Below are 25968 nucleotides of genomic sequence, written 5' to 3' on the forward strand. Positions count from 1 at the left end.
TGCGCTAGGCGCCGCTCGAGCCGAAGCCGCCGGTGCCGCGGTCGGTCTCGTCGAGCTCGTCGACCTCGACGAGGGACACGACGGGAACGCGCTGGATGACGAGCTGCGCGATGCGCTCGCCGCGGTTGATGGTGATGGGGCGCTCGTCGTCGAGGTTGACGGCGCAGACCTTGAGCTCGCCGCGGTAGTGGGAGTCGACGAGGCCGGGGGTGTTGGCCATCGAGAGGCCCTCGCGCAGCGCCAGCCCGCTCCTGGGCTGCACGAAGCCCGCGTAGCCCTCCGGAATCGCGACGGCGAGCCCCGTGGATACGAGGCGGCGCTCGTGCGGGGCGAGGGTGACGTCCTCGTTGGCCCTGAGGTCGAGCCCGGCGTCACCGGCGTAGGCGTAGGTGGGGAGCTCGACCGTGGGGTCGAGCCGCTTGATGGGGAGGTTGATCGTTTCCTCAGTCATTCAGGCTCCTCAGCTCCTCGCTGAACTCGTCGACGTCCTTGAAGTCGCGATAGACGGAGGCAAAGCGCACGTAGGCGACCTTGTCGACGGAAACGAGGCGCTTGAGCACCATGCTGCCGAGGTCGACGGAGGAAATCTCCGTCACGCCGCCGTCACGGAGCTCGGACTCGATGTCGTCAATGAGCGACGAGAGCGCGGGGAGCGCGACGTCGCGCTTCACCGTGGCGGTGACGAGGCCCCTCATGAGCTTCTGGCGATCGAACGGCTCCTTGCGCCCGTCGCGCTTGATGACGACGAGGGGGAGCTCCTCGCAGCGCTCGTAGGTGGTGAAGCGGAAGCCGCACCTCGTGCACTCGCGACGCCTCCTGATGGCGTCGTTGCTCTCGGACGGTCGTGAGTCGACGACCTTGGACTCCTCGCACCCGCATTTCGGACAGCGCATCTAACCTCCTCGTGTATACGCACAGGAGAAGGTATCACAAAACGTTCAAAAATCGAAATCGGCGGGCGGACGGGAAACAGAGTTGAAAGGCGCGGGGGCTAGGAAAGCGCTCCGCCGGGCACAACGAGCTCCTGCCCCGGGACGAGAAGGCCCCCCTCGAGCCCGTTTGCCTCCTGGATCCAGGCGACGACGGCGCGCGCGTCCTCGCCGGGCGCGCTCTTCTCGGCGATCTCCCAGAGGGTGTCCCCTTGGCCGACCACGACGGTGCTCGTGGGGAGCTCGGAGAGCCTGTCCGAGACGCCCGTGGCGAGCAGCGTGTCGGCGACCGACGAGGCGAGGACGAGGGCGAAGACGACGAGGGCCGCGCACCCGACGAGCGCGACCTCCTGGGCGCGCGTGAGGGGGCGGGTGCGCGGTGCGCGGGGCGGCCGCCCGGCGTCGCGTCCCGCGCGTCCGAGGCCGCCCTCGAGCAGCACGAGGCGCGCGGGGCCCGTACTGAGCGCGGCGGTGCCGTCGAATGCGGGAAGCGTGGCGTGCGTGCTCGTGCGGGTGCTCATGGGTGCGTCTCCTCTCGTCTCTTCTCTCGAGACGGTTATATCTTCCGCGCCGGACAGAATTCGTGCGTGCAATCAGAACGTGTGTACCCTATTATGGTGGTACAGTTGTTCGTGTCAAGAGAAAACGAACAGATGTTTGCAGATTCGCGCCCGAGGCGCTAAGATAGGGGCAGAGAGAAGGGAAGGCCATGGCACGGGGAAAGCTCGGCAAGCGTCAGCTCGCCATCTACGACTTCATCAAGACCTACTCCGAGGAGCACGGCTACCCGCCCTCGGTCCGCGAGATCGGGGCGGCCGTCGGGCTGGCCTCCCCCTCGACGGTCCACATGCACCTCAAGGTCCTCGAGGAGCACGGACTCATCAAGCGCGACTCCAAGAAGCCGCGCACCATCGAGGTCATGGAGCGCCCCTCCGCCGACGGCCAGCCCCTGGCGAGCGTCACCCAGGACGTCGACCGTGACGTCATCACGCTGCCGCTCGTGGGACGCGTCGCCGCCGGCACGCCCATCCTCGCCGAGCAGAACATCGAGGACAGCCTGAGCCTCCCCACCTCCATCGTGAGCGACGCGAGCTCCTTCGTGCTGCGCGTCCGCGGGGAGTCCATGATCAACGCGGGCATCTTCGACGGCGACTACATCGTGGTCAAGGAGCAGCGCGAGGCCCGCGACGGAGAGATCGTGGTCGCCCTCATCGACGACTCGGCGACGGTCAAGACGTTCTATCGCGAGCGGGACCGCATCCGCCTCCAGCCGGAGAACGACGCGATGGACCCCATCTACGTCGAGAACCCCGTCATCCTGGGCAGGGTCACCGCGCTGATCAGGTCCATCTCGTAGGCTCATGGAGGAGTCGGGAGCGCAGGTCGCCGCGCCGCGGGCGCGCGTGGGCGTGTTCGACGTCGTGAGGGGCCTCTCGGTCGCCTCGATGGTGCTGTTCCACCTCTGCTACGACCTCACGCAGCTCTCGAGGGTCGACCTCCCCTGGTTCCGTCCGCCCCTCGAGGACGTGTGGCGCGCGAGCATCTCATGGACGTTCCTGTTCGTTGCGGGCTGCATGTGCCCGCTCTCGCGCTCCAACCTTCGACGCGGCGCGCAGTACGGCGCGGTCGCCCTGGCGATCTGGGCGGTCACGTCCCTTGCGGCGGTCGACACGCCCATCTCGTTTGGCATCATCTACTGCATGGCAGCGTGCACGCTCGTCGCCGCGGGGCTCGACGCGCTCGGCATCATGCCCCGCGGCCGCGTCGCCGCGGCGCTGCTCGTCGTCGCGTTTTTCCTGCTGAGGGAGGTCCCCCACGGCCAGGTTGGGATCGGGGCGCTCGCCGTCGACCTCCCCTCCTGGCCCTATGAGACCACGTGGCTCGCGTGGCTCGGCTTCCCCGGACCCGGCTTCGCCTCGGGCGACTACTACCCGCTGCTCCCCTACCTCATGCTCTACCTCGCCGGCGCGGCGATGGGGGGCCTCTGGGCCCGGCGCGGCTACCCGCGGTGGGCGTGCGAGGCACGCTGCGCGCCACTGACCTTCCTCGGCCGCCACGCCCTCGCTGTCTACGTCGTCCACCAGCCGGCGCTGCTGCTCGCGACGACCCTCCTCGCCTGACCCGCCCCAAGGAGCCGGCGGCCGACGCGGGACGCGGCTAGGCGTCGGAGGGCTCTCCCCCCTCGGCCCCGGCGCCGCCCTCGTCGTCCGCCGCGACGTAGGGCGCGAGGGTGCGCGCCATGCGCTCGTCCGCCCTCACGGTCGCGAGCAGGCCGCCCTGGACGTAGCTCTCGCGCATGACCTGGCAGCGCTCGTGGACCATCTTCATGAGGAGGCCCTTCTCGTAGGGCACGAGCACCGTCATGGTGACGCTCCCCTCCGACGCCTCCTTGGCGATGCGGTAGAGCAGGCCGCGGATGCCGTCGCCGTCGAGCGCCGAGATGACCTGCGCGTCCGGGTGGGAGCGCTGCGCCTCGCGCAGGGCGTCATCGTCGAGCAGGTCGCTCTTGTTAAGCACCGTCACGCTCCTGATGCCGTCGGCGCCGATCTCGCGGAGCACGGAGCGCACCGCCTCGACCTCGAGCTCGCGGTGCGGGTCTGACGCGTCCACGACGAGCAGCACGAGGTCGGCCGCGCGCACCTCGGCGAGCGTCGACTTGAAGGACTCCACGAGCATCGTCGGGAGCTTCTGGATGAAGCCGACCGTATCGGTGATGGTGATCTTGCGCCCCTCCTCGAGGTCGAGCGAGCGCGTGGTGGGGTCGAGCGTGGCGAAGAGCTCGTCGCGGACGTACACGTCGGCGCCCGTGAGCCGGTTGAGCAGGGTGGACTTGCCGGCGTTCGTGTAGCCCACGAGGGCGACGCGGTACACCCCGGAGTCCCACCGCGCCTTGCTCTGCACCCCGCGCCGGCGCTCGAGCCGCTCGAGCTCGCGCCTGAGCGTTGAGATGCGGGCGCGGACGAGCCGGCGGTCGACCTCGAGCTGGCTCTCGCCCTGGCCGAAGCGGCTGCCGATGCCGCCGCGCGTCTGCTCGCCGACGAGGTGGCTCCACATGCCCCGCAGGCGCGGGAGCACGTACTGGAGCTGTGCGAGCTGCACCTGGAGGCGGCCCTCGTGGGTCTTGGCGTGCACCCCGAAGATGTCGAGGATGAGCGCCGTGCGGTCGATGATCTTGACGGGCTCGCCCACGATCTTCTCGAGGTTGGCCTGCTGGGAAGGGGTGAGCTCGTCATCGAAGATGACCACGTCGGCCTCGAGGGAGCGGACGTGGTGGCAGAGCTCCTCGACCTTTCCCTTCCCGATGAAGGTCTTGGGCACGGGAGCGTCGAGGCGCTGCGACATCGTCATCACGACCTCGGCGCCGTCGGTCTGCGCCAGGCGCGCGAGCTCGGCGAGCGACTCCTCGCAGGTCCACTCCGAGCGCCCGAGGTCCACGCCGACGAGGATGGCGCGCTCGGGGACCGGGGCCGTCGAGCGCGGGACGAACCTACCCACGTGCACCGCCCTCCCCCAGCTCCGCGACGATGCGGCGCGCGGCCTCCTCGCAGTCGACCTCGTCGAGGTCGATCCAGCGCACGCGGGGGTCGTGGCGGAACCACGAGAGCTGGCGCTTGGCGTAGCGCCGAGTGCGAAGCTTGACCCGCTCGACCGCCTCGTCGAGCGTGCAGGAGCCCGAGAGCGCCTCGAGGACCTCCTTGTAGCCGATGGCCTGGCCGGCGGTGAGCTCGGGGGAGAGTCCGCGGGCCGCGAGGGCGCGCACCTCGTCGACGAGGCCCGCCGCGACCATCTGGTCGACGCGGCCGTCGATGCGCGCGTAGAGGCGCTCCCGCGACATCGAGAGTCCCCAGACGAGGGCATCGTAGTGCGCGTCGCGCTCGTGCAGCCCCTCGTGGTGGGCGGCGTAGGAGGTGCCCTCGTCGAGCATCTCGAGAGCGCGCACGACGCGCCGGACGTTGTTGGGGTGGATGAGCGCCGCGCTCGCGGGGTCGCGCGAGGCGAGGAGGCCGTGCAGGGCGAGCGGCCCCTCCTCCCGGGCGAGCGCCTCGTAGCGCCGGCGGAGCTCGCCGTCCTTCTCGCCCGCGGGAAAGCTCATCTCGTCGATCACGGCATTGAGGTAGAGGCCGGTCCCGCCCGCGAGCACGGGGACGCGGCCCTCGGAGAGCAGCCGGTCGACGCAGGCGCGCGCCTCGGCCTGGAAGCGCTGCGCCGAGTAGTCCTCGAGCGGGTCGGCAACGTCGACCATGAGCAGCGGGCAGCGCCGCTCGGCGGCCGGGGTCTTGGCGGTGCCCACGTCCATCCCCCGGTACACCTGCATCGCGTCGACGGAGACGACGGACGAGCCGAGCGCGAGCGCCACGAGCTCGGCAACGGCGCTCTTGCCCGAGGCGGTCGGCCCCACGATGCAGGCGACGCGGGGAAGGTTCATCGGGCGTCGCCCTCGACGGTGCCGCGCAGGTACCACGTCCGCGCCTCCTCGACGCGCACGTCGACGATCCTGCCGACGAGGTCCGCGGCGGAGAGACCCTCGGGCACGCCGAAGTGCACCGTCTGGTTCTTCTCGGAGTGGCCCACCATCACGCCCTCGTCGCGCTTGGACGAGCCCTCCACCAGGACGCTCGCGAGCGAGCCGAGGTCGGCCTGGTTGGCGTCGTGGGCCTGCTCGGCGACGAGCGCCGCGAGGCGGTCGAAGCGCTCCTGGATGACCTCGTGGGGCGTGTCGTCGACCATCTTGGCGGCCGGGGTGCCGGGGCGCGGCGAGTAGATGAAGGTGTAGGCGGACGAGAAGGCGGCCTCGCGCACGAGGGAGAGCGTCTCGAGGAAGTCCTCCTCGGTCTCGCCGGGGAACCCGACGATGATGTCGGTCGAGAGCGCGAGGCCGGGCACGGCGGCGCGCAGGCGAGACACGAGCCCGAGGTACTCCTCGCGGGTGTAGCTGCGGTTCATGGCGCGAAGGACGCGCGTGGAGCCGCTCTGGACCGCGAGGTGCAGGTGCGGCATGACCGAGGGGAGCTCGGCCATGGCGGCGATGGTCTCGTCGGAGAGGTCCTTGGGGTTCGAGGAGGTGAAGCGGATGCGCTCCACCCCCGTGTCGGCGACGCGTCGCAGCAGCTCGGCGAAGCGGGGCTCCCCGTAGATGCTGCGCCCGTAGGAGTTGACGTTCTGGCCGAGCAGCGTCACCTCGCGCACGCCGTCGGCGACGAGGGCGCCCACCTCGGCGACCACGCTCTCCATGGTGCGGCTCTTCTCGCGCCCCCGGACGTAGGGGACGATGCAGTAGGTGCAGAAGTTGTTGCACCCCGTCATGATGGGCACCCAGGCGTGGAACGCGCTCGCGCGGCGGCTCGGGAGGTCGGTGGAGAAGGGCCTCCCCTCCTCGACCGTGTCGACCTCGACCGCGCGCCCGTCGTCCGCGAAGGCCTCGGCGAGGAGGCCGGGGAGGCTCGCGAGGGCGCTCGTGCCGAAGACGACGTCGGCGCAGGCGATGTGCTCGCGGATGCGCTCGCCGTCGCGCTGGGCGATGCAGCCGCCGATGGCGACGACGCGCCTGCCGGAGGGCGGCGTGGGCGCGGAGACCATGGCAGACGCCTGGCCGTAGAGGCGCTGGTCGGCGTTCTCGCGCACGCAGCACGTCATGAAGACGACGATGTCGGCTCCGTCGGGGTCGTCCACGCAGATGCAGCCGCACGAGTCGAGCAGGCCGGCGACGCGCTCGGAGTCGTGGAGGTTCATCTGGCAGCCGAAGGTCCTGACGCAGTAGGTCTTGCCGACGAGGACGGGGGGCGTCTGCATCACGACACCTGCCCCGGCGCGGCGCTCGTCGCGGCGGGCGCGACGAGCCGGTGGACGTAGACGGCGATGCGGATGGCGGTCCTGCTCTCCCCGCCTATCTCGATGTCCGAGAAGGTCGGCGCGCAGGAGATGTCGACGCCCGTGGGGATGAGGAAGCCGCGCGCGATCGCGACGGCCTTGATCGCCTGGTTGACCGCGCCCGCGCCGACGCACTGGATGTTCACGGGGACCTCGTCCTTGACGAGGCCGGCTATGGCGCCGGCGACCGAGGCCGGCGACGACTTGCTCGACACCTTGAGATAGTCCATGTCTTGTCTCCTGCTGCGAGGCTCCCATGAGCTGCTGCGTATGTGGTCCATGAGTTCCTGAAGAATTCTATAGGTTGGTGCCTGGTTTGAGAAGTGCGGGCGGGGCTAGTCGCTCTCCTCGAGGTCGAAGGTGACGGTGATCTTGCGGCGCCCGACCCGGACCTTGGGGTCGGACGAGAGGGAGAGGTAGTAGCGCTGCGCGAGGACGGCGAAGTCGCGCTCCATGGTGCGCGAGAACTCCTCGACGTCCTCCCGGGAGATCTTGAGGCCGCGGCGGTCGCGCACGAGGTCGACCTCGCGGGGCCCGCTCGACGGGGCGGAGCGGTGCGTGAGGCGCGCGACGACGCCGCGCAGCGGGCGAATCTGCCCCGACACGATGCGGTGAGCGGTGCGCTCCGACATCTCGAGGCCGAGCGCGGCCGCCTGGGCGCGCAGGTCCGCGGCGTCGGCCGCGGCGCGGAGGCGCTCCAGGACGGGCAGCGAGTCGAGCGAGTCGAGGAAGAGCAGCTCCGATCCGTCCACGGTGGAGGCGGCGCGGGCGCGGGCGGTGGCAGCCACCTCGGCGGGCGACCCGAGGTAGACCTCGCACGCGGCGCGCTCCTCGAGCGCGAACTCGCAGCAGGTCCGCACGATGTTGTGCGGGCCGCGCACGCAGGCGAGCGCGCCGTCCTCCCCCGCCTCGACGGTCGGCCAGGTTGACTGGTCGGCGCGCTCGGGCAGCTCGCGGGCATCGGTCACCACGCGGATGGCCGCGCCCTTCCCGGGCGCCGAGGACATGACCTCGGCGCTCACCGCGTTCTCTCGGATGGAGAAGAGCGCCATGCCGCGGCCGTGGACGCCCCAGCGGTCCATGCGAACGCTGTCGAGCTTGGAGGTGACGCGCGCCTCGAAGACGCGCGCGTGCATGTCCCCCGGGATGCCCGAGCCGTCGTCGAGCATCGTGACCGTGCGCAGGTCGCCCTCGCGGCTCGTCGCCACGTAGATGTGGCGCGCGCCCGCGTCGCGCGCGTTGCGCAGCATCTCGATCACCGCGTCCTCGACGCAGCGGACGTCGTGCTTTGCCTGCCTGCGCTCCGCCTCGGCGACGCGGAGGCGGACGTAGCCCTCGCCGAGGTTCTCCTCGACGCGCAGCGCCCGCTCGCCGCCCATGGCGGACACGAAGTCAGCGAGGTCGCCCGGCACGCGCGCTCAGCTACTTCGCGACGTCGACGGCGCGGGACTCGCGGATCACCACGACGCGGACCTGGCCGGGGTACTCCATCTCGTCCTCGATCTGCTTGGCGATGTCGTGCGCGAGCACCGTCGCCTGGGCGTCGGAGACCTTGCCGGGCTCGACCATGACGTGGAGCTCGCGACCCGCCTGCATGGCGTAGGTGCGCTCCACGCCGTCGTGGGCGTTGGAGATCTCCTCGAGCTTCTCGAGGCGCTTGATGTAGTTCTCGGCCGACTCGCGGCGGGCGCCGGGGCGCGCGGCGGAGATGGCGTCGGCGGCCTGGACGAGGACGTCGAGGACGGTGTCGGGGTCGACGTCGGCGTGGTGCGCCTCGATGGCGTGGACGATCTCGGGGCGCTCGCCGTAGCGACGGGCGAGGTCCGCGCCGATCACCGCGTGCGGGCCCTCGACCTCGTGGTCGATGGCCTTGCCGAGGTCGTGCAGCAGGCCGGCGCGCTTCGCGGGCGCCTCGTCGAGGCCGAGCTCGGAGGCCATGATGCCGCAGAGCGCGGAGACCTGGACGGAGTGCGAGAGCACGTTCTGGCCGAAGGAGGTGCGGTAGCGCAGCGCGCCGAGGGTCTTGACCAGCTCGGGGTGCAGGTCGTGGATGCCCGCGTCGAAGGCGGCCTGCTCGCCGGCCTCGCGGACGCGCTCGGCGACGAGCGCCTCGGCCTTCTTGTAGAGCTCCTCGATGCGGGCCGGGTGGATGCGCCCGTCGGCGATGAGGTTCTCGAGGGCCACGCGGGCGGTCTCGCGGCGCACGGGGTCGAAGCTCGAGAGGACGACGGTCTCGGGGGTGTCGTCGATCACGAGCGAGACGCCGGAGACCTGCTCGAAGGTGCGGATGTTGCGGCCCTCGCGGCCGATGATGCGGCCCTTGAGGTCGTCGGAGGGAATGTGGACCGAGGTGACCGTGATCTCGCCGGCCTGGTCGGCGGCGCAGCGCTGGATCGCGGTGGAGATGATCTCGCGGGCGGTCTTGTCGGCCTTGGCGCGGACGCTCTGCTCGGCCTCGCGCAGGATCTGGGCCTCCTCGCGGACGGAGTCGGCGCGGACGCGGGCGAGCAGCTCGTCGTGGGCCTCGTCGGTGGAGAGGCCGGCGATGCGCTCGAGCTCGGTGGTCTGGCGGGCGACCATCTCGTCGATGTCGCTCTTGCGGCGGTCGAGCTGGCCCTGGAGGCTCGAGAGCTGGTGCTCCCGGCGGTCGAGCGCGTCGTTTCTGTGGTCGAGGGACTCCTCGCGCTGCATGATGCGGTTCTCGAGGCCCTGGAGCTCCTGCTTGCGCTTCTTCTCCTCCGCCTCGGAGGCCTGCTTCAGCGTGAGGATCTGCTCCTTGGCCTCGAGGATGGCCTCCTTCTTGGCGCTCTCCGCCTGGCGGCGCGCCTCCTCGGCGATGCGCTGGGCCTCGTCGTGGGCCCCGGCCAGGCGGGCCTCGGCGTCCTTGAGGCGCGAGCCGCTCTTGCCGGCTAGGATGAAGTAGACGACTGCGGCGCCGACCACCAGGCCGACGACCCCTGCGATGATGAATTCCATGCCTGCTCCTCAGATGTTGCGATGTTTGCTCGTGGTTCGGGGGACCGCGGCACAGAGGCGCCGCGGGCGGAGCCATCAGAGGCGCAGACACGGCACCATAGCCGAGATATATCGCGTATGCGGAAAGCTTGCGTGACTGATCCGAAACGTGACTGATCCGAGAGTATGGGCATCGCCGGGGTCCCGGCGCGGTAATGCGCTCTAACAGCCTACATATCGTAGCCTCTGCGTAAGCTCCCTGTCAAATACGCCCGCGCTCGGCGGTCTCGCCCGCCCGGCGGGCGAACTCGCGCGCGACCTCGGAGGCCGCGTCGTAGGAGAAGCCCCTCCCGCACAGGAAGCGCACGGTGCGCGCGTAGTCCCCGCGACCCGTTGGCCGGCGGCGCGAGACGAGCTCGCGGGCGCGGGAGAGCTCGTCGCCGAAGAACTCCTCGGGCCAGCCCGGGACGTCGTCGGCACTGACGCCGCGGCGCTCGAGCTCGCGCTCGACGCGCAGGCGCCCCCAGCCGGCGAGCGCCTTGGAGCGCGCGAAGGCGGCGCCGTAGCGCGCGTCGTCAACGAGCCCGCACCCCCGTGCCCGCTCGACGAGACGGTCGGCGGAGCGGGCGGGGTAGCCGTCGGCCACGAGGCGCTCGCGAAGCTCGCGCGCGGAGTAGTCGCGGCGGCCGAGGAGCGCCTCGACGCGCTCTCGCCCGCACTCGTCGCACAGGGAGCCCACGAGGTCGAGGAGCGCGGCGCGGTCCTCCGGCAGCGCGGCGCCCCGCTCGCGCAGCGCCGCGAGCCGGCGGGCGACCGCGACGGGCAGGGCGAGCTCCTCCTCGCCGCACTCGTCAGAGGACACGCGCAGGACGCCGCGGGGCCGCGAGCCGGAGCGGGACGCCGAGCCGCGGGAGGGTGCGGACGCCTCCCAGTCGAGCGGGCCCACGCGCCTACGCCCCCTCGCCCTCGTCGCCGAGCCCGACGACCTCGCCCACGCGCTCGTCGCCGAGCTCGAGGCCGCACGCGACGCGGACGCGATGGTCGATCTCGTCCATGAGGTCGGGGTTGGAGGCGAGGAACTCCTTGGCCGCCTCTCGCCCCTGGCCGAGGCGCTCCTTCTCGTAGGTGAACCAGGCGCCCGACTTGCTCACGATGTCGTACTCGACCGCCATGTCGAGGATCGAGCCCTCCTTGGAGATGCCCTTGCCGTACATGATGTCGAACTCCGCCTGCTTGAAGGGCGGCGCCACCTTGTTCTTGACGACCTTGACGCGGACGCGGTTGCCCACGACCTCGCCGTTGAACTTGATGGAGTCGATGCGGCGGATGTCCATGCGCACCGAGGCGAAGAACTTGAGCGCGCGCCCGCCGGGCGTGGTCTCGGGGTTGCCGAACATGACGCCGATCTTCTCGCGCAGCTGGTTGATGAAGATGCAGGTGGTGTTTGACTTGGAGAGCGAGCCGGCGAGCTTGCGCAGCGCCTGGCTCATGAGGCGCGCCTGGAGGCCGACCGTGGAGTCACCGATCTCACCCTCGATCTCGGCGCGCGGGGTGAGCGCCGCCACCGAGTCAACGACGACGACGTCGATGGCACCGGAGCGGACGAGCATGTCGCAGATCTCGAGCGCCTGCTCGCCGGTGTCGGGCTGGGAGATGAGGACCTCGTCGATGTCGACCCCGATGCGCGCGGCGTAGCCGGGGTCGAGCGCGTGCTCGGCGTCGATGAAGGCGACGACGCCGCCCATGGCCTGCGCCTCTGCGAGGATCTCGAGCGAGAGCGTGGTCTTGCCCGAGGACTCGGGCCCGTAGATCTCGACGATGCGGCCGCGGGGGACGCCGCCGATGCCGAGCGCGGCGTCGAGCGCGATCGAGCCCGTCGGGATGGCCTCGACCTCGAGGCTCGGGCCGCCGTCGCCGAACTTCATGATGGCGCCCTTGCCGAAGCGCTTCTCGATCTCCTCCGTGGTGGACTTGAGGACCTGCTCGCGCTCCTCCCCCGTGGTGCGGGGGTGAATCTCCTTGGTGATGCCCTTGCTCTTGGCCATGTTGTCCCCTCTGCCGTGACGTGTCGCCGTGATGGTATACGAACATCCGTTCTTAGTCAAGCCTCACGACGGCAGCGTAGCAGGGGCCCCTCGCGCCTCGCTCGCGGCGCGCGTGCGCCGGACTCGCGACCAGCTCGCACCGGGGCCGCTCGCGGGCGGCGGAGGCCAGCTCGGGCGCGCGGGGGCGCCGGGACGCTAGGGGCGCGGACGTCCGGCGGAGAACCCCGTCTCCATGACGCCCTCACGGAGCAGCGCGACCGCCTGGCGCACGGCGCCGAGGCGCACCTCGGCGCGGTCCCCCGGGAGCAGGCGCCTCAGGGCGCGCGCGCCCGCGGGCGTCGCGAGGCCGAACCAGACGGTCCCCACGGGCTTGCCGGGCTCCTCCCCTCCCGGCCCCGCGATGCCGGTCACGGAGACGGCCACGTCGCAGCCCAGGGTGCGGCGCGCGCCCTGGGCCATCTGCTCCGCGCACTCGGCGGAGACGGCTCCGAGCGCCGGGTCGTCGAGCACCTCGCCGCTCACGCCGAGGACCGCTCGCTTCACGGCGACGGCATAGCTCACCACGCCCCCGCGGACGGCGGCCGAGGAGCCGGGCACGGCGGTGAGGCACCCGCACACGAGGCCCCCCGTGCACGACTCGGCGGTGCCGACGCTCACGCCGCGCGCGGTCGCGAGCGCAACGAGCTCCGCGCAGGCGTCGAAGAGCGCGTCGTCGTCCGAGAGCAGGTCCTTCTCCCCCATCGCTACCTCCCGAAGACGACGTGGCGCGCGTTCCAGAAGTACTGGACGCCCGAGATCACGGTGAGCACGACGGCGGCCATCATGCAGGCCCACCCGATGAGCCACACCATGCCCACGAGGTCGGCGTTGCCCAGCGCGGCGAGCGCGTAGTAGAGGTAGTAGGCGCACAGGGAGACCATCGTCACGGCGGTCTTGGCCTTGCCGAGGCCGTCGGCGGCGATGACCTCGCCGCTGCTCGCGGCGACCATGCGCAGCGCGCTCACCAGAAACTCGCGCACCAGGATGACGAAGACGACCCACACCGAGACCTCGCCGCGGTCGAGCAGGAGCAGCAGGGCCGAGAAGACCAGGAGCTTGTCGGCGATGGGGTCGAGGAACTTTCCGAAGTCGGTCACCTCGCCGCGGGAGCGCGCGAGGTAGCCGTCGAGCTTGTCGGTGAGCGAGAGCGCCGCGTAGATGACGAACGCCGCCACCGCGAGCGGGGCGTCGGCGGCGCCGTCGGCCATCGAGGCGACGACCATGAACACGGGGATGAGCGCGATCCTCACGCAGGTGACGACGTTCGCCGGGGTCCACACGTCCTTCTCGCCCGCCATGTCAGTCCCCCTCCCCGACGATCTCGCCGACCATCTCGTAGCAGAACGAGTCAACGAGGTCGACGGTCACGACGTCGCCGACGGCCGCCTCGCCACAGGCGATGTGGACGGCCCCGTCGGAGTCGGGGGCCTGGAACCAGGCGTGGCCGATGAGCTCGGGGCCGTCCTCGCCCTCCTCGACGCCGTCGACGATCACCCGCACGCGCTCGCCGACGTGGGAGGCCGTCGCGGCGAAGCCGAGCTGCTCGGTGAGGTCGACGAGCCGCTGGGTGCGCTCGAGCTTCACGGCCTCGTCGACCTGGTCGCCCATGCGCGCGGCCGCGGTGCCGTCCTCCTGGGAGTAGGCGAACACGGAGCAGTAGTCGAACTCCTGCTCGGCGATGAAGTCGTAGAGCTCCTCGAACTCCTCGTCGGTCTCGCCGGGGAAGCCCGCCATGCCGGTGGTCCTGAGCACCATGCCGGGGATCTCGGCGCGCAGGCGCGCGAAGAGCTCACGCAGGGCGTCGGCGGAGCCGGGGCGGCCCATGGCGCGCAGGACGCGCTCGGAGCAGTGCTGGATGGGGATGTCGATGTAGGGGAGCACCTCGGGCACGTCGCGGATCGTGGCGACGAGCTCGTCGGTCATGCCCTCGGGCTGCAGGTAGAGCACGCGCACCCAGCCGCCGTAGGGCCGCACGGCCTCGGCGACGCGACGCAAAAGCGACGCGAGGGTGTCGCCCTCCCCCAGGTCGCAGCCCCACACGCCCGTGTCCTGGCCGATGAGGACGACCTCGCGCACGCCGCCGTCCATGAGCGAGCGCACCTCGGCGACGATGTCGCCCGCGGGGCGCGAGTGGTAGCGGCCGCGGATGTAGGGGATCGCGCAGAAGGTGCAGAAGCGGTCGCACCCCTCGGAGATCTTGACGAAGGCGCTCGCGCCCTCGACGGTGCGCAGCGTGGCGGGGGGCTCGCCCTCGGGCGCGGAGGGGGCGAGGGCGAGCACGTCGCGCACCACGCCGACGATGCCGTCCTCGTCCTCGGCGCGCACGAACGCGGCCACCTCGGGCAGCTCGGGGCGCAGCGCGTCGCCGTAGCGCGACGGCACGCAGCCGCACATCACGATGGGGCAGGAGCGGACGCCCTCGGCGCGCTCCTCGGCGAGCGCGAGCGTGGCCTCGACCGACTCCTGCGTGGCGGAGGCGAGAAACGAGCACGTGTTGACGATGGCGACGTCGGCGTCGGACGTCTCGGCGGTCTCCTCGAAGCCGTCCGCGAGCAGGAGCGCCCGCATGCGGTCGGAGTCGACCTCGTTCTTCGCGCAGCCGAGCGTGACGATGAGAAAGCGCACGTGACCCCCTCGCTAGCGGTAGTTGACGAACTGGAGCGGCTGACCGTAGTCGCGCTGCCTGAGCTCGGCGATGACGGACTGCAGGACGTCCCTGGAGGCGGAGCTCACGCGGAGCTTGTCGCCCTCGACGGTGGCCTTGGCCTTGAGCTTCAGGTCGCGGATGTCCTTGGCGATCCGCTTGGCGGTGTCCTGGTCGATGCCCTGGATGACGGTGCCCGTCTGGCGCACGCTCATGCCCGACGCCGCCACCGGGTCGGACCAGCGCACCGCCGTGAGGTCGACGCCGCGCTTGACGAGCTTGGACCCCAGGACGTCGCGCACCTGCGACGCCACGAACTCGGACGGCGCGGAGACCTTGAAGACCCCGTCCTTCTTGGAGAGCTCGAGCGTGGCCCCCGTGCCCTTGAGGTCGTAGCGCTGCGAGAGCTCGCGCGCGGCCTGCTGGCAGGCGTTGTCGACCTCCTGCATGTCGACGACGGAGACGACGTCGAAGCTGGATTCCTTTGCCATGATGTCCTCCTCTCTGCCGCGCGGCTACTGCGAGCCGGTCGCGGTCCCCCCTGTCGAGGCCGCGTCGCCCGCGGCCCCCTCGCCCTCTGCGTCCTCCTCGGGCAGCGGCGTCCCCTTGATCGTCACGCTGTTCACGCCGCCCGCCGACGAGGTGAAGTCGACGCGCTTGCCGTTCTTGGTGACGGTGACGACGGAGGTGTCGCCGACCTGGATGGTTATCTGGTCCTGCACGGTGAACGACTGGCTCCAGGGGCCCGTCGTGCCCTCCGCGATGACGCTCTGGCCGTCGCAGACGATCTCGAGCCACGAGTAGCCGCCGTCCTCCAGGGTCACCTCGACGACGGTGGGCTCGACCGTGGCCGCCGCGTCGTCGGCCGCAGCGCCGTCGGCACCCGAGGACCCGTCGCCCTCGGCGTCGGCGTCGGCGTCAGCCTCGCCCGAGGCGTCGGACTCGCCCGTGCCCTGCGCATCCCCGTCGCCCTCGTCGGTCGACGAGGCGCCGCCGGAGGAGCCGCCGGAGTCCTGCTCGGCGTTGTTCACGACGACGGTCTGGCCGCCGCGGTCCGACGACGCCTGCGGCCCGCGCACGCACGAGTTCACCGAGAAGATCAGGATGGCCGTGAGCGCCACGGTCAGCAGCAGGAAGATGGCCACGAGCGCGCGGGGCGAGTCGGAGAAGAACCCCTCGAGCGCGCCGATGACGCCTCCCCTGCGCGGCGCCCTCCCGCGGCCGCGGCCGCCGCGCTGCGAGCCGGACGGCCTGCGGCGCACGTTGGGCCGCTCGACGCTCGCGATGTTGCGCGAGGAGCGCCGGCCCGAGATGGTCGAGGCGGGCGCGTAGGGGCTCGCGTGGTCGTCGTAGCGCATGTCGTCGGTGTAGTCGCTCGGGCGGACGCGGCGGGTGCTCACGTCGTCGGCGCGGTAGAGCCGCCCCGAGCGCACCTGGGAGCGCCGGTCGTAGCCGCGCTCAGGGCCCCTCTGGCCCTCGCTCAGCAGGCGGCTCGCCTGGTCGGGCTCGCGACGGCGCTGCGCCGGGCGGCGGCGCCCCGGGGCCTGCGCGCGCCCCCGCTCGGGGGCGCTGTTGTAGGGGCGGCGCCGCGCGTCGGCGTACCCGCCCGCGGCGGCGCCCACCGGGTCGGAGGCCGACGACGACCAGGCCGAGCGCGTGCCGGGCGCCGGGGCGCCGGAGCCCACGAGCGGCACCGAGGAGCGCGAGCGCGCCGGGGCCGTCGTGGCGAAGTAGCCCATGTCGCCCGCCGGGCCGCCCGAGGTGGGCAGCAGCGGGCGGTACTCGACGTAGGCCTTGGGGCGCGAGCCGGCCTCGTTCACGACGTCGTAGCCCGAGATGCCGCGCCCCGCCTGCGTGTCGCGCGTGCGGCGCCTGAGCTCGTGCGACGCGGTGCCCGTGCGATGGACGTAGAGGTCCTCCTGGAAGAGGTCGACGATCTCGCGGGCGTTGAGGCCGAGGTAGCGCGCGTAGCTCGAGAGCATGCCCTGGGCGTAGCCGCTCTGGGGCAGGTGGTCGTAGTCGCCCTCCTCGAACGCGACGAGGACGTCCTCGCGCAGCTTGAGGATCTTGGAGGCCTGGGCCACGGAGAGCCCGAGCTCGTGCCTGCGCGTCACGAGCGCCTCGCTGAAGCGCGGCAGCGCCACGTCACTCCACCTCCCTGTAGGCGGCCTCCTGGACCCTCAGCTCCTCGAGGCCGTCTTTGTCGAGCAGGACGTCGCGGGGCTTGGAGCCGTTGGCCGGCCCGACGACGCCCTTCGCCTCGAGCATGTCCATGATGCGGCCGGCGCGGGCGTAGCCCACCGAGAGGGCGCGCTGCAGGCTCGAGGTCGAGCCCAGCTGCGACTCAACCACGATGCGGGCGGCCTCCCAGACGAGCGGGTCGTCGTCCTTGGCGCCGCCGGGCTCCCCGGGGGCGCCGGGGGTGTTGGGGACCACGGCGGTGAGGATGTCCTCGTGGTAGTCCGCGACGACCTGCTCGCGGACGAACCTGACCGTCTGCTCGATCTCCTCGTCGGAGACCCAGCAGCCCTGGGCGCGACGGGGCTTCTTGCCGCGCAGCTTCACGAGCATGTCGCCCTTGCCGAGCAGCTGCTCGGCGCCCTTCTGGTCGAGGATGATGCGCGAGTTGATGGAGTTGTCGACCGAGAGCGCCACGCGGTTGTCGATGTTGGCGCGGATGAGGCCCGTGACGACGTCGGCGGAGGGGCGCTGTGTCGCCACGATGAGGTGGATGCCGGCGGCGCGGCCGAGCTGCGCGATGCGCACGATCGAGGACTCCACGTCCTTGCCGGCAACCATCATGAGGTCGGCGAGCTCGTCGATCACGATGACGAAGTAGGGCATGTGCTTGGGAGGGTTCTCCATCTCCTCGTACTTGCCGCCGTCGACGTTACCGTTGTAGGTCTTGATGTCGCGGACCTTGTAGTGCTCGAAGACCTTGAGGCGCCGCTCCATCTCGGTCACGCCCCACTGCAGGGCGCTCGCCGCCTGGCGCGGCTCGGTGACCACCGGGACGTAGAGGTGCGGCAGGCCCGCGTAGCCCGTGAACTCCACGCGCTTGGGGTCGATCATGATCAGGCGCACCTGCTCGGGCGTGGCGCGCATGAGCATGGACATGATGATGGCGTTGAGAAGGACCGACTTGCCCGAGCCCGTCGTTCCCGCGACGAGCAGGTGCGGCAGGCCCGCAAGGTCGACCACGATGGGGTTGCCCTCGGAGTCGCGGCCGAAGGCGCAGTCGAGCGGGCCGCCCTTGGCGTAGGGCAGCACGTCGGAGAGGAAGACCGGCTGGGGCTTGTCGTTGGGGATCTCGATGCCCACGAGCGAGGTCCCGGGGATGGGCGCGAAGATGCGCACCGACTTTGCGGCGAGCGACAGCGCGATGTCGTCCTCGAGGTTGACGATCTTGCTGACGCGCTCCCCCTCGCCCATCGAGATCTTGAACGTCGTGACGGAGGGGCCGGCGATCCAGCCCTCCACGCGCGAGCTGAGGCCGAACTCCTCGAGGGTGCCCTGGAGGCGCTCGGCGGTGGCGGAGAGCTCGGCGTCGTTGGCGTACGTCCCGTCGAACTCGTCGTTGACGCGCAGGATCGAGAGCGGCGGGAGCTTGTAGGACTCGTCGCCGTCGCCCGGGCGCGTGATGGCCTCGGGGGCCGGGGCCTGGGCGCGCGCGGCGCCTCCCCCGCGGCGCGCGCGGCGCGGGGCCTGGGCGTCGACGCCCTTCTCGGCGGCCTCGTCGGCCCCCTCCCCGCCATCCTTGCCCGCGCGCAAAAACGCCGGCACCGCGGGGGCGTCCGCGTCGGCGCGGCGGCGCCGCGACGGGCGCCGGGGCGCGCTCGCCTCGTCGGCGCCGTCCTCGGGACGCTCGAGCAGCGTGGTGGCCGGCTCCTCGGAGAGGAGCTTGGCGCGGCCGCGCTTGAGCACGGAGGTTTTGCGGTCGCCGATGAAGGTCGTGGCCGCGGAGCCCGTCTCGTCGAAGAGCGAGCCCTGCTGGCGCGCGGCCAGCGGCGCGGCGTCGGGCGCCTCGTCGGCGGCGGCGTCGATAATGGCCTGGGCGCGGCGCTCCTCGGAGCGCGCGCGGCGGTCGGCGGCCACGGCGTGCACGCGCTCGCGCGCCGAGGTGACGGCGCCGGAAATCGAGAAGCCGCACACGACCACGCCGGCGAGCACGGTGCCCACGAGCACGACGTTGCCCACGACCGGGCCCACGAGCGTCAGCAGCGCGTAGGCCACCGCTCCGCCCACGTAGCCGCCGGCGAGCTCCGCCCGGGCGGGCTCGAGCGCGAGCGCGGGGTCGGCCCCCGCGCCGGGGAGGTTGATCGAGAGCATGGAGAGCACGGCGAGGGTCACGAGCGCGAGCCCCACGGCCACGCGGCCCGAGACCGACTCGCCCTCCCGCAGGAAGAAGGTCATGGCGAAGGCGAAGAGCGCCACGGGCACGAGCAGCGCCCCGGCGCCGAACGAGAGCGCCAGGAAGTCGTGGACCGCGCGCGTCACGACCGCCGAGGAGGGCGCGACCACCGAGACGAGCATGGCCACGGCCACCACGGCGAGCACGACGCCGAGGATGTCCGACTGGGCGGAGCCGAGCGCGAGCGCCTGGCCCTGCGCCTGGGCGCGCCCCTGCTGGCGGGCGCCGCCGGAGCGGGAGCGCCCCTTTGCTGCGTTTTTGCTGCGTTTGGAAGGCATCTAGACCTCCATCACGACCGGGATGATCATCGGCCGCGTGTGCGTCTTGTTCCAGAGCAGGTTGGAGAGGGAGTTGCGCACGCCGCGGCGCAGCGCGTCGATGCTCGCCCCCCCTGAGCCGGCGAGCTTCTCGACCTGGGCGCGCACGAGGCTCTGCGCCTCGCCGAGCAGCAAATCGTCGGTGGAGGTGGCCACGCCGCGCGACGCGACCTCGACGGCCGCGACGCCCGAGCTGCGCTTGGAGAGGATGACGGTGCAGGTCACCACGCCGTCCTGGGCGAGCTTCTGGCGGTCGCGCAGGACCACGGGGTTGGCCTCGGTGACGGTGCCACCGTCGACGTAGACCACGCCCGACTCGACGGCCCGGCCGCGGCGGACCTTGTGCTTGCAGAGCTCGAGCGAGTCGCCGTTGTCGAGCACGAAGACGTGGCTCGCGGGCACGCCCATCTGCTGGGCGAGCTCGGCGTGGGCGCGCAGGTGCTGGGCCTCGCCGTGGACGGGCATGAAGTAGCGCGGCTTGGCCATGGCGAGCATGAGCTTGAGCTCCTCCTGGCTCGCGTGGCCGGAGACGTGCACGAGGCCCTTCGACTTGTCGTAGATCTCGCACCCGATCTTGGAGAGCGAGTTGACGATGGACTGGACGCTCTTCTCGTTGCCGGGAATGGGCGTGGCCGAGATGATCACGGTGTCGGTCTCGTGGATCGAGAGCGACTTGTGCTCGCCGGTCGCCATCCGCGCCAGGGCCGAGAGCGGCTCGCCCTGCGACCCCGTGCACAGCACCACGATCTTCTCGTCCGGGATGCGGTCGACGTCGTAGGCGTCGATGATGTCCTCGTCCGAGATCTTGAGGTAGCCGAGGTCGCGGGCGACCTTGGTGTTGGTCACCATGGAGCGGCCCGTGACCACGACCTTGCGGCCCACGGCCACGCTCGCGTCGCAGATCTGCTGCAGGCGGTGGATGTGGCTCGAGAAGGCGGCGACGAAGACGCGGCCGGGCGCGTTCTTGATGACGTGGCGCAGGTCGCGGCCGACCGCGGCCTCGGAGGGCGTGAAGCCCGGGCGGCAGGCGTTGGTCGAGTCGGAGAGCAGCAGGTCGACGCCGGACGCGCCGAACTTGTTGATGGCCTGGAAGTTGGGCCGGCGCCCGTCGATGGGCGTCTGGTCGAACTTGAAGTCGCCGGTGTGCATGACCGTGCCGGCCGGCGTCGACATGAACACGCCGAACGCAGCCGGGATGGAGTGCGTCATCGAGAAGAACGTGATGTTGAAGGCGCCGAGCGTGATCGTGGAGCCGTCGTTGACCTCGCGGAACTTGGGGCTCTTGATGTTGTGCTCGGCCATCTTGCCCTGGATGATGCCCAGCGTGAGCTTGCTCGAGTAGATGGGCACCTTGCGGGTGAGGTCGGCGAGCAGGTACGGCAGGGCGCCGGTGTGGTCCTCGTGCCCGTGCGTGATGATGATGCCGCGGAGCTTGTCCTCGTTCTCCAGGACGTAGGTGTAGTCCGGCAGGATGAGGTCGATGCCGGGCTGCGCCTCGTCGGGAAACATCAGGCCGGCGTCGACGAGCACCATGTCATCGCCGCACTCGAAGGCGGTCATGTTCTTCCCGATGCCGTCGAGGCCTCCGAGCGGGATGATCTTGAGCGTTATGTCCTTTTTTGGCATTCCTGGGCGGTTCCTTTCGTGGGACGACGGGACGTCTATGAGACGGCTCGGGCGGAGCTGACCCGCCGGCCGCGCAATTCGCATACTGGGTTAGTGTACCCGAGAAGAACGCGGCTCCATCACGCCCCACGATAGTTTCACGCGCGCCGCCCCGGGCGGGCGCCGCCGTCACCCAGCCGACGGCCCTGCCCGCCGCGGAGACGACAGCGGCCCGGCCGCCACGCGGGCAGCCGGGCCGCAGCAGGACGTGTGCCGAGGGGCCTACGCGCCGTGGTGGCGGCGCGGCCTCGGGCGGTCGCCCTTGTCGCCGCCGTTGTCGCCGGGGCGACGGCGCGGGGCGCGGTGCTCGCGGCGCGGACGGTCCTTCTCGCCGTCCCTCTCGCCGCCGTGCTGGCGCGGCGCGGTCGCCGGGGCCTCCGGCTTGTCGATGCGGTCGAGGCTGATCTTGCCCTTCTCGTCGACCTCGAGGACGCGCACGCGCACCTCGTCGCCGATGTTGAGGACGTCCTCGACCTTGTCCACGCGGCCCTGCGCCACGCGGGAGATGTGCAGCAGGCCGTCCTTGCCGGGCAGCAGCTCGACGAAGGCGCCGAAGGGCTGGATGCCCACGACGCGCCCGGTGTACTCCTCGCCGACCTCGGGAACCTTGACGATGGCCCTGATGCGCTCGGCCGCCGCGTCGCCCGCGCCGCCGACGCCCGCGATGAAGACGGTGCCGTCCTCCTGGATGTCGATGGTGGCGCCGGTGTCCTCCTGGATGCCGCGGATGACCTTGCCGCCGGAGCCGATGACGTCGCGGATCTTGTCGGTGGGGATGGTGAGGCTGATGATCTGCGGCGCGGACTCCTTGGTCTTCTCGCGCACGCCCGGCACGGCGTCGAGCATGGCGTCGAGGATGAACATGCGGCCCTCGTGCGCCTGCATGAGCGCGGAGCGCAGGATCTCGGGCGTGAGGCCGGTGGCCTTGTTGTCCATCTGCATGGCCGTGATGCCCTTGGTCGTGCCCGTCACCTTGAAGTCCATGTCGCCGAGGAAGTCCTCGAGGCCCTGGATATCGGTGAGGACGACGGTCTTGCCCTCCTCCTGGATGAGGCCCATGGCGACGCCGGAGACCGGGCGCTTGAGCGGCACGCCGGCGTCCATGAGGGCGAGCGTGGAGCCGCAGGTCGAGGCCATCGAGGAGGAGCCGTTGGACTCCATGACCTCGGAGACCACGCGGATGGTGTAGGGGAACTCGTCCTCGGACGGGATCACGGGCAGCAGGGCGCGCTCGGCGAGGTTGCCGTGGCCGATCTCGCGGCGCTTGGGGCTGCCCATGCGGCCGGTCTCGCCGGTGCAGAACGGCGGGAAGTTGTAGTGGTGGATGTAGCGCTTGCCGTCGACCGGCTCGATGGTGTCGAGGCGCTGCCACTCGTTGAGCATGCCGAGCGTGCAGACGGAGAGCACCTGGGTCTGGCCGCGCTGGAAGAGGCCCGAGCCATGGACGCGGGGCAGGTAGTCGCCCTTGACCATGAGCGGGCGCACCTCGGTGGGGGTGCGGCCGTCGACGCGCTCGCCGGTCTCGACGACCATGAGGCGCATGGCGTGCTTCTCGAGGGCCTTGAGCTCGACGGGGATGGCGCGGCTCCACTGGGCCTGCTCCTCCTCGCTGAACTCGGCGCGGATGGCCTCCTTGAGCGCGGCGACCTTGTCCTGGCGGGCGAGCTTGTCGGCGTCCTTGAGGGCGGCCTCCATCTCGCCGTAGTGCGCGAAGACGCGGTCGTGGACCTCGGCGACGGGCTCGTCGAGGACGTAGGCGCGCTGCGGGAACTCGCCGTTGGCCTCGCGGACCTTCTCGAAGAAGCGCTCCTGCTCGGCGCAGAACGCGGCGATCGCCTCCTGGCCGAAGGCCATGGCGGCGAGCATGTCCTCCTCGGAGATCTCCTCGGCGCCGGCCTCGAGCATGGAGATGAAGTCCGCGGAGCCGCCGAGCTCGAGGTCGAGGTCGGAGTTGTCGCGCTCCTCGTAGGTCGGGTTCACGATGAACTCGTGGGTGTCGCGGTCGCGGCCGATGCGCACGCACGCGAGCGGGCCCTCGAAGGGCACGCCGCCCACGGTGAGGGCCGCGGAGGCCGCCATGACGCAGATGGTGTCCACCGGGTTGACCTGATCGGCCACGAGCGTGGTCGCGACCACCTGGACCTCGTTCCTGAACCCGGCCGGGAAGCTCGGGCGCAGCGGGCGGTCGATCATGCGGGCCGTGAGGGTGGCCTTCTCGGACGGGCGCGCCTCGCGCTTGAGGTAGCCGCCGGGGATGCGGCCCACGGCGTACATCTTCTCGATGAAGTCGACCGTGAGCGGGAAGAAGTCGTAGTCCTTGCGCTCCTTGGAGACCACCGCGGTGAGAAGGACCGTGGAGTCGCCCGCCTTCACGAGGCAGGCGCCGGTGGCCTGCTTGGCGAGCTCGCCGGTCTCGAGCGCGTAGTGCTTGCCGTAGAGGTCAAACTCGTGCGTAACCTTTGCCATATCTTTTCCCTTATCTCCGCCTGCCCCGTTGCAGGCGGGCCGTCTTCGCGGGGATCGGCCCCTCGGCCGCCCCGCCGCCCGCTCGCGCGGGCCGTATGCGTCGCGGGGCCCTGCTCCCCCGCCGCCCGCTCGCGCGGGCCATATCAAAGAAGGGGGCACCCGCAGGCGCCCCCTCCGAATGACCGCTTACTGGATGTTGTCGCGGATGCCGAGGCTCTTGATGAGGGTGCGGTAGGCCTCGATGTCGCGCGCCTTGATGTAGGACAGCAGGCGACGACGCTTGCCGACGAGCATCAGCAGGCCGCGACGGGTGTGGAAGTCCTTCGGGTGCTGCTTCATGTGCTCGGTCAGGCCCTTGATGCGCTCGGTGAGCAGGGCGACCTGGACGTCGGCGGAACCGGAGTCCTTGTCGTTGGCGCCGTACTGGGCGACGAGCTCGGCCTTGCGCTCCTTGGTGACTGCCATGTCAAAACCACCTTTCACATAGATTCGCCCCGAACTGGGAAGGCCGTCAGGCAGTTGGCGCGCCTCCAGGTACGGGGTATGGACCTGCGGTAGTGTAGCACATGCCGGGCGCGAGGTCCTTCTCGGCGGAAAATCCACGAACGCGCGGGGTGGGGCGGGGCGGGGCGTGCGGCGGGGCGTGCGGAGCTGGGCTGGCGCGCACTCGACGCGATTGCGCGCATCCCCGTCGAGTGCGCGCTCCCTCCCCCGCCTGGGAGCGCACTCGACAGGTTTCGTGTCCGCGCGGACAGGAACTGGGCCGAGTGCGCGGTGGGCGGAGCGCACTCGACGGGCTTCTCGTCCGCGCGGACAGGAACGGCGCCGAGTGCGCGGTGGTCGGAGCGCACTCGACGGGCTTCTCGTCCGCGCGGACAGGAACGGCGCCGAGTGCGCGGTGGTCGGCGCGCACTCGACGGGCTTCGTGTCCGCGCCTCGGCGCACGGCCCCGCGCGCCGCCCGCTACCCCCGGGCCGCGTCCACGAGGGCAGAGAAGATCTTTCGGCTCGGCTCGTCGACGAGGTGCGCGAACTCGGGGTGCCACTGCACCGCCCAGAGGAAGCGCGACGCGGGGCGCCACACCGCCTCGACCACGCCGTCGGGGGCCTCCGCCATGACCTCGAGCCCCGGGGCCACGTCGCGCAGCGCCTGGTGGTGGTAGCTGTTCACGGGCAGCTCGCCGGCGCCGACGCACGCGGCGAGCGGCGTGCCCGAAAGCACCTCGACCGTGTGGACCGGCTGGTCGTAGGGCGGCTGGCCGTGGTGCTCGACCGCGGAGGGGCGCTGCCGGGGGAGGTCCTGCCAGAGCGTGCCTCCGAGCACGGCGTTGATCACCTGGATGCCGCGGCAGATGCCGAGCGTGGGCACGTCGCGCGCCACGAGCTCGGGCACGAGCAGGGCCTCCATGGCGTCGCGCTCGCCGCAGAGCTCGCCGCAGAGGGCGACGGCCTCGGGGCCCTTCTCGCCGTAGAGGGCCGGGCCCACGTCCTGGCCGCCGGTCACCACCACGCCGTCCACCACGTCGAGCGCGCGGGAGAGCGCCCCGGCGTCGGCGGTCAGCGGCAGCATCACGGGCACGCCGCCGGCCTCGGACACGGCGTCGAAGTATCCGGGCAGCATCCACAGGCTCTCGAGCTTGTGGTCGACGAGCGGCACGACGCCGATGACGGGACGATTGGGCATGGGCTCTCCTCCTGACGGCTTTTCTCGGCCGCCCATTATGCCGCAAACCCGCCCCGGCGGCGAGGGAGGGGCCCGGCCGCGGCGCGTCAGCGGAGGTCACGTCGTGGCGCCTCGGCGCTCCCTGATGAGCTCCACGGCGCGCGACGCGTTCACGCAGGGGACCGGAGAGCGGCGCGTGAGCGCAGCGTCGGCCGTGACCACGTAGTCCGCGTCGGCCCGATAGGCGGCACCCAACAGGAGGTCATCCTCGAAGTCGTCGTGCGCTGACCGCAGCGTGAACGCCTGGAGCACCTCGGCGTGACCCACCGGGACAACGAGCGCCCTGTCGACCACGGCGCGGACGCACCCCCAGGCGGTCTCGCGCGCCGCTGCGGCCGCTTGGGACGAGACATCGCCCGTGACCGCGCGAGCATCGCGACGAAACACGTTCTCAAGAAGATAGGCGAGATCCTTGAGCGAGAGCGACGCGGCGTAGAGGACGACGTCCTCGGACCCGAAGGCAAGCCTCACGAGCTCGACCGCCTCGCGGTGCGGCTCCTGGCGCACGAGGAAGTAGTCCATCCACACGTTGGTGTCCACGAGCAGCTTGAGCGGCGTCACGCAAACCCCCACTCACGGAGCCGGTCGAGCGCGGCGTCCTCGCGCAGCCTCTCGTAGTCCACGGGAACCTCGGGCTGCTCGATCCCCACCCGCTCGTAGAATTCCGCCACGATGCGCGCCCCCTCGTCGGCGACAGAGTCTGGCGAGGCTGGCCCGTCCTCAAGGTCCTCATGCCGCAGAACCCGCTCAAGAGCGGCAGGCAGCTCGTCGTGGACACTCAGATACTCCCAGAGCGCACGCACCGCCTGCGAGGGAGTGCGCCCGCGCGCCGCGAGCACGGCGTCACCCGAGCGCTTGAGCGCGCGGTCAAGGCGCACGTTCATCTGGGCCGCCTCCATGGCCCCCT

Annotated in this window: 25 protein-coding genes; 2 read left to right on the plus strand and 23 right to left on the minus strand. The window is 71.2% G+C overall.

Translation table 11 applies throughout. The annotated features are described in order from the left end of the window. Positions 1 to 4: 4 nt before the first annotated feature. The 3 genes from dut to BQ7106_RS02845 form a co-directional block, all read right to left on the minus strand. The gene (gene dut, locus BQ7106_RS02835; protein ID WP_072370973.1) at positions 5 to 451 is read right to left on the minus strand and encodes a dUTP diphosphatase; all 447 of its coding nucleotides are present in this window, start codon (positions 449 to 451) and stop codon (positions 5 to 7) included. After that, positions 444 to 893 carry a transcriptional regulator NrdR gene (gene nrdR / locus BQ7106_RS02840; RefSeq protein WP_072370976.1) on the minus strand — a complete coding sequence of 150 codons (450 nt, stop codon included), beginning with the start codon at positions 891 to 893 and terminating at the stop codon, positions 444 to 446. Before nrdR ends, dut begins: the two co-directional genes overlap by 8 nt. A 98-nt stretch (positions 894 to 991) precedes the next feature. Next, positions 992 to 1450: a LysM peptidoglycan-binding domain-containing protein gene (locus BQ7106_RS02845; RefSeq protein WP_083526857.1), complete on the minus strand. Its 459-nt coding sequence runs from the start codon at positions 1448 to 1450 to the stop codon at positions 992 to 994. Positions 1451 to 1638: 188 nt separating this feature from the next. On the opposite strand from BQ7106_RS02845, the gene lexA reads away from it, so the two are divergent. Further along, on the plus strand, positions 1639 to 2286 hold the full coding sequence (gene lexA, locus BQ7106_RS02850; RefSeq protein WP_072370979.1) for a transcriptional repressor LexA: 648 nt from the start codon (positions 1639 to 1641) through the stop codon (positions 2284 to 2286). 4 nt (positions 2287 to 2290) lie between these two features. Next, positions 2291 to 3049 (plus strand): heparan-alpha-glucosaminide N-acetyltransferase, encoded by a 759-nt coding sequence (locus BQ7106_RS02855; protein WP_072370982.1) that lies wholly within the window; start codon positions 2291 to 2293, stop codon positions 3047 to 3049. Positions 3050 to 3086: 37 nt separating this feature from the next. Here BQ7106_RS02855 and hflX read toward each other — a convergent pair whose 3' ends face one another. The 20 genes from hflX to BQ7106_RS02955 form a co-directional block, all read right to left on the minus strand. After that, complete coding sequence (hflX, locus tag BQ7106_RS02860) at positions 3087 to 4424, minus strand: GTPase HflX (protein WP_072372002.1); 1338 nt, start codon at positions 4422 to 4424, stop codon at positions 3087 to 3089. Continuing rightward, positions 4417 to 5355, minus strand: coding sequence for a tRNA (adenosine(37)-N6)-dimethylallyltransferase MiaA (gene miaA, locus BQ7106_RS02865; RefSeq protein WP_072370985.1), 939 nt, complete (start codon positions 5353 to 5355; stop codon positions 4417 to 4419). Before miaA ends, hflX begins: the two co-directional genes overlap by 8 nt. Next, positions 5352 to 6719: a tRNA (N6-isopentenyl adenosine(37)-C2)-methylthiotransferase MiaB gene (gene miaB, locus BQ7106_RS02870; protein ID WP_072370988.1), complete on the minus strand. Its 1368-nt coding sequence runs from the start codon at positions 6717 to 6719 to the stop codon at positions 5352 to 5354. The genes miaA and miaB overlap by 4 nt, the downstream gene beginning before the upstream one ends. Further along, on the minus strand, positions 6719 to 7027 hold the full coding sequence (locus tag BQ7106_RS02875) for a stage V sporulation protein S (RefSeq protein ID WP_072370991.1): 309 nt from the start codon (positions 7025 to 7027) through the stop codon (positions 6719 to 6721). Before BQ7106_RS02875 ends, miaB begins: the two co-directional genes overlap by 1 nt. Before the next feature lie 105 nt (positions 7028 to 7132). Continuing rightward, the gene (locus tag BQ7106_RS02880; protein ID WP_072372005.1) at positions 7133 to 8176 is read right to left on the minus strand and encodes an ATP-binding protein; all 1044 of its coding nucleotides are present in this window, start codon (positions 8174 to 8176) and stop codon (positions 7133 to 7135) included. Between the two features lie 43 nt (positions 8177 to 8219). After that, positions 8220 to 9773, minus strand: coding sequence for a ribonuclease Y (gene rny, locus BQ7106_RS02885; protein ID WP_072370994.1), 1554 nt, complete (start codon positions 9771 to 9773; stop codon positions 8220 to 8222). A 241-nt stretch (positions 9774 to 10014) separates the two neighbouring features. Further along, the gene (locus tag BQ7106_RS02890; RefSeq protein ID WP_072370998.1) at positions 10015 to 10698 is read right to left on the minus strand and encodes a regulatory protein RecX; all 684 of its coding nucleotides are present in this window, start codon (positions 10696 to 10698) and stop codon (positions 10015 to 10017) included. Positions 10699 to 10702: 4 nt separating this feature from the next. Continuing rightward, complete coding sequence (recA, locus tag BQ7106_RS02895; protein ID WP_072371001.1) at positions 10703 to 11797, minus strand: recombinase RecA; 1095 nt, start codon at positions 11795 to 11797, stop codon at positions 10703 to 10705. Positions 11798 to 11992: 195 nt separating this feature from the next. Next, entirely contained in the window at positions 11993 to 12538 is a 546-nt protein-coding gene (locus BQ7106_RS02900; protein ID WP_072371006.1) for a CinA family protein, read from the minus strand. Positions 12539 to 12540: 2 nt separating this feature from the next. Beyond that, on the minus strand, positions 12541 to 13134 hold the full coding sequence (pgsA, locus tag BQ7106_RS02905) for a CDP-diacylglycerol--glycerol-3-phosphate 3-phosphatidyltransferase (protein ID WP_072371009.1): 594 nt from the start codon (positions 13132 to 13134) through the stop codon (positions 12541 to 12543). Between the two features lies 1 nt (position 13135). Next, complete coding sequence (gene rimO / locus BQ7106_RS02910) at positions 13136 to 14404, minus strand: 30S ribosomal protein S12 methylthiotransferase RimO (protein ID WP_240307434.1); 1269 nt, start codon at positions 14402 to 14404, stop codon at positions 13136 to 13138. 69 nt (positions 14405 to 14473) lie between these two features. Next, complete coding sequence (locus BQ7106_RS02915; RefSeq protein ID WP_072371015.1) at positions 14474 to 14971, minus strand: YajQ family cyclic di-GMP-binding protein; 498 nt, start codon at positions 14969 to 14971, stop codon at positions 14474 to 14476. Between the two features lie 24 nt (positions 14972 to 14995). Next, complete coding sequence (locus BQ7106_RS02920) at positions 14996 to 16624, minus strand: RodZ domain-containing protein (RefSeq protein WP_072371018.1); 1629 nt, start codon at positions 16622 to 16624, stop codon at positions 14996 to 14998. Between the two features lies 1 nt (position 16625). Next, positions 16626 to 19169, minus strand: a complete 2544-nt coding sequence (locus BQ7106_RS02925; protein WP_072371021.1) for an FtsK/SpoIIIE family DNA translocase — start codon at positions 19167 to 19169, stop codon at positions 16626 to 16628. Next, a complete protein-coding gene (locus tag BQ7106_RS02930) occupies positions 19170 to 20834 on the minus strand; it encodes a ribonuclease J (RefSeq protein ID WP_072371024.1) in 1665 nt (554 codons plus the stop codon). A 261-nt stretch (positions 20835 to 21095) separates the two neighbouring features. After that, complete coding sequence (locus tag BQ7106_RS02935; RefSeq protein ID WP_072371028.1) at positions 21096 to 23339, minus strand: polyribonucleotide nucleotidyltransferase; 2244 nt, start codon at positions 23337 to 23339, stop codon at positions 21096 to 21098. Positions 23340 to 23525: 186 nt separating this feature from the next. Beyond that, positions 23526 to 23804 carry a 30S ribosomal protein S15 gene (gene rpsO, locus BQ7106_RS02940; protein ID WP_072371031.1) on the minus strand — a complete coding sequence of 93 codons (279 nt, stop codon included), beginning with the start codon at positions 23802 to 23804 and terminating at the stop codon, positions 23526 to 23528. Positions 23805 to 24302: 498 nt separating this feature from the next. After that, positions 24303 to 25022, minus strand: coding sequence for a gamma-glutamyl-gamma-aminobutyrate hydrolase family protein (locus BQ7106_RS02945; protein ID WP_072371034.1), 720 nt, complete (start codon positions 25020 to 25022; stop codon positions 24303 to 24305). Positions 25023 to 25118: 96 nt separating this feature from the next. Continuing rightward, a complete protein-coding gene (locus BQ7106_RS02950) occupies positions 25119 to 25622 on the minus strand; it encodes a type II toxin-antitoxin system VapC family toxin (RefSeq protein WP_083526858.1) in 504 nt (167 codons plus the stop codon). Beyond that, a complete protein-coding gene (locus BQ7106_RS02955) occupies positions 25619 to 25960 on the minus strand; it encodes a type II toxin-antitoxin system RelB/DinJ family antitoxin (RefSeq protein WP_072371040.1) in 342 nt (113 codons plus the stop codon). The genes BQ7106_RS02950 and BQ7106_RS02955 overlap by 4 nt, the downstream gene beginning before the upstream one ends. Positions 25961 to 25968: the final 8 nt, after the last annotated feature.

It is taken from the genome of Thermophilibacter mediterraneus, assembly GCF_900119385.1.
Taxonomy (GTDB): Bacteria; Actinomycetota; Coriobacteriia; order Coriobacteriales; family Atopobiaceae; genus Thermophilibacter; species Thermophilibacter mediterraneus.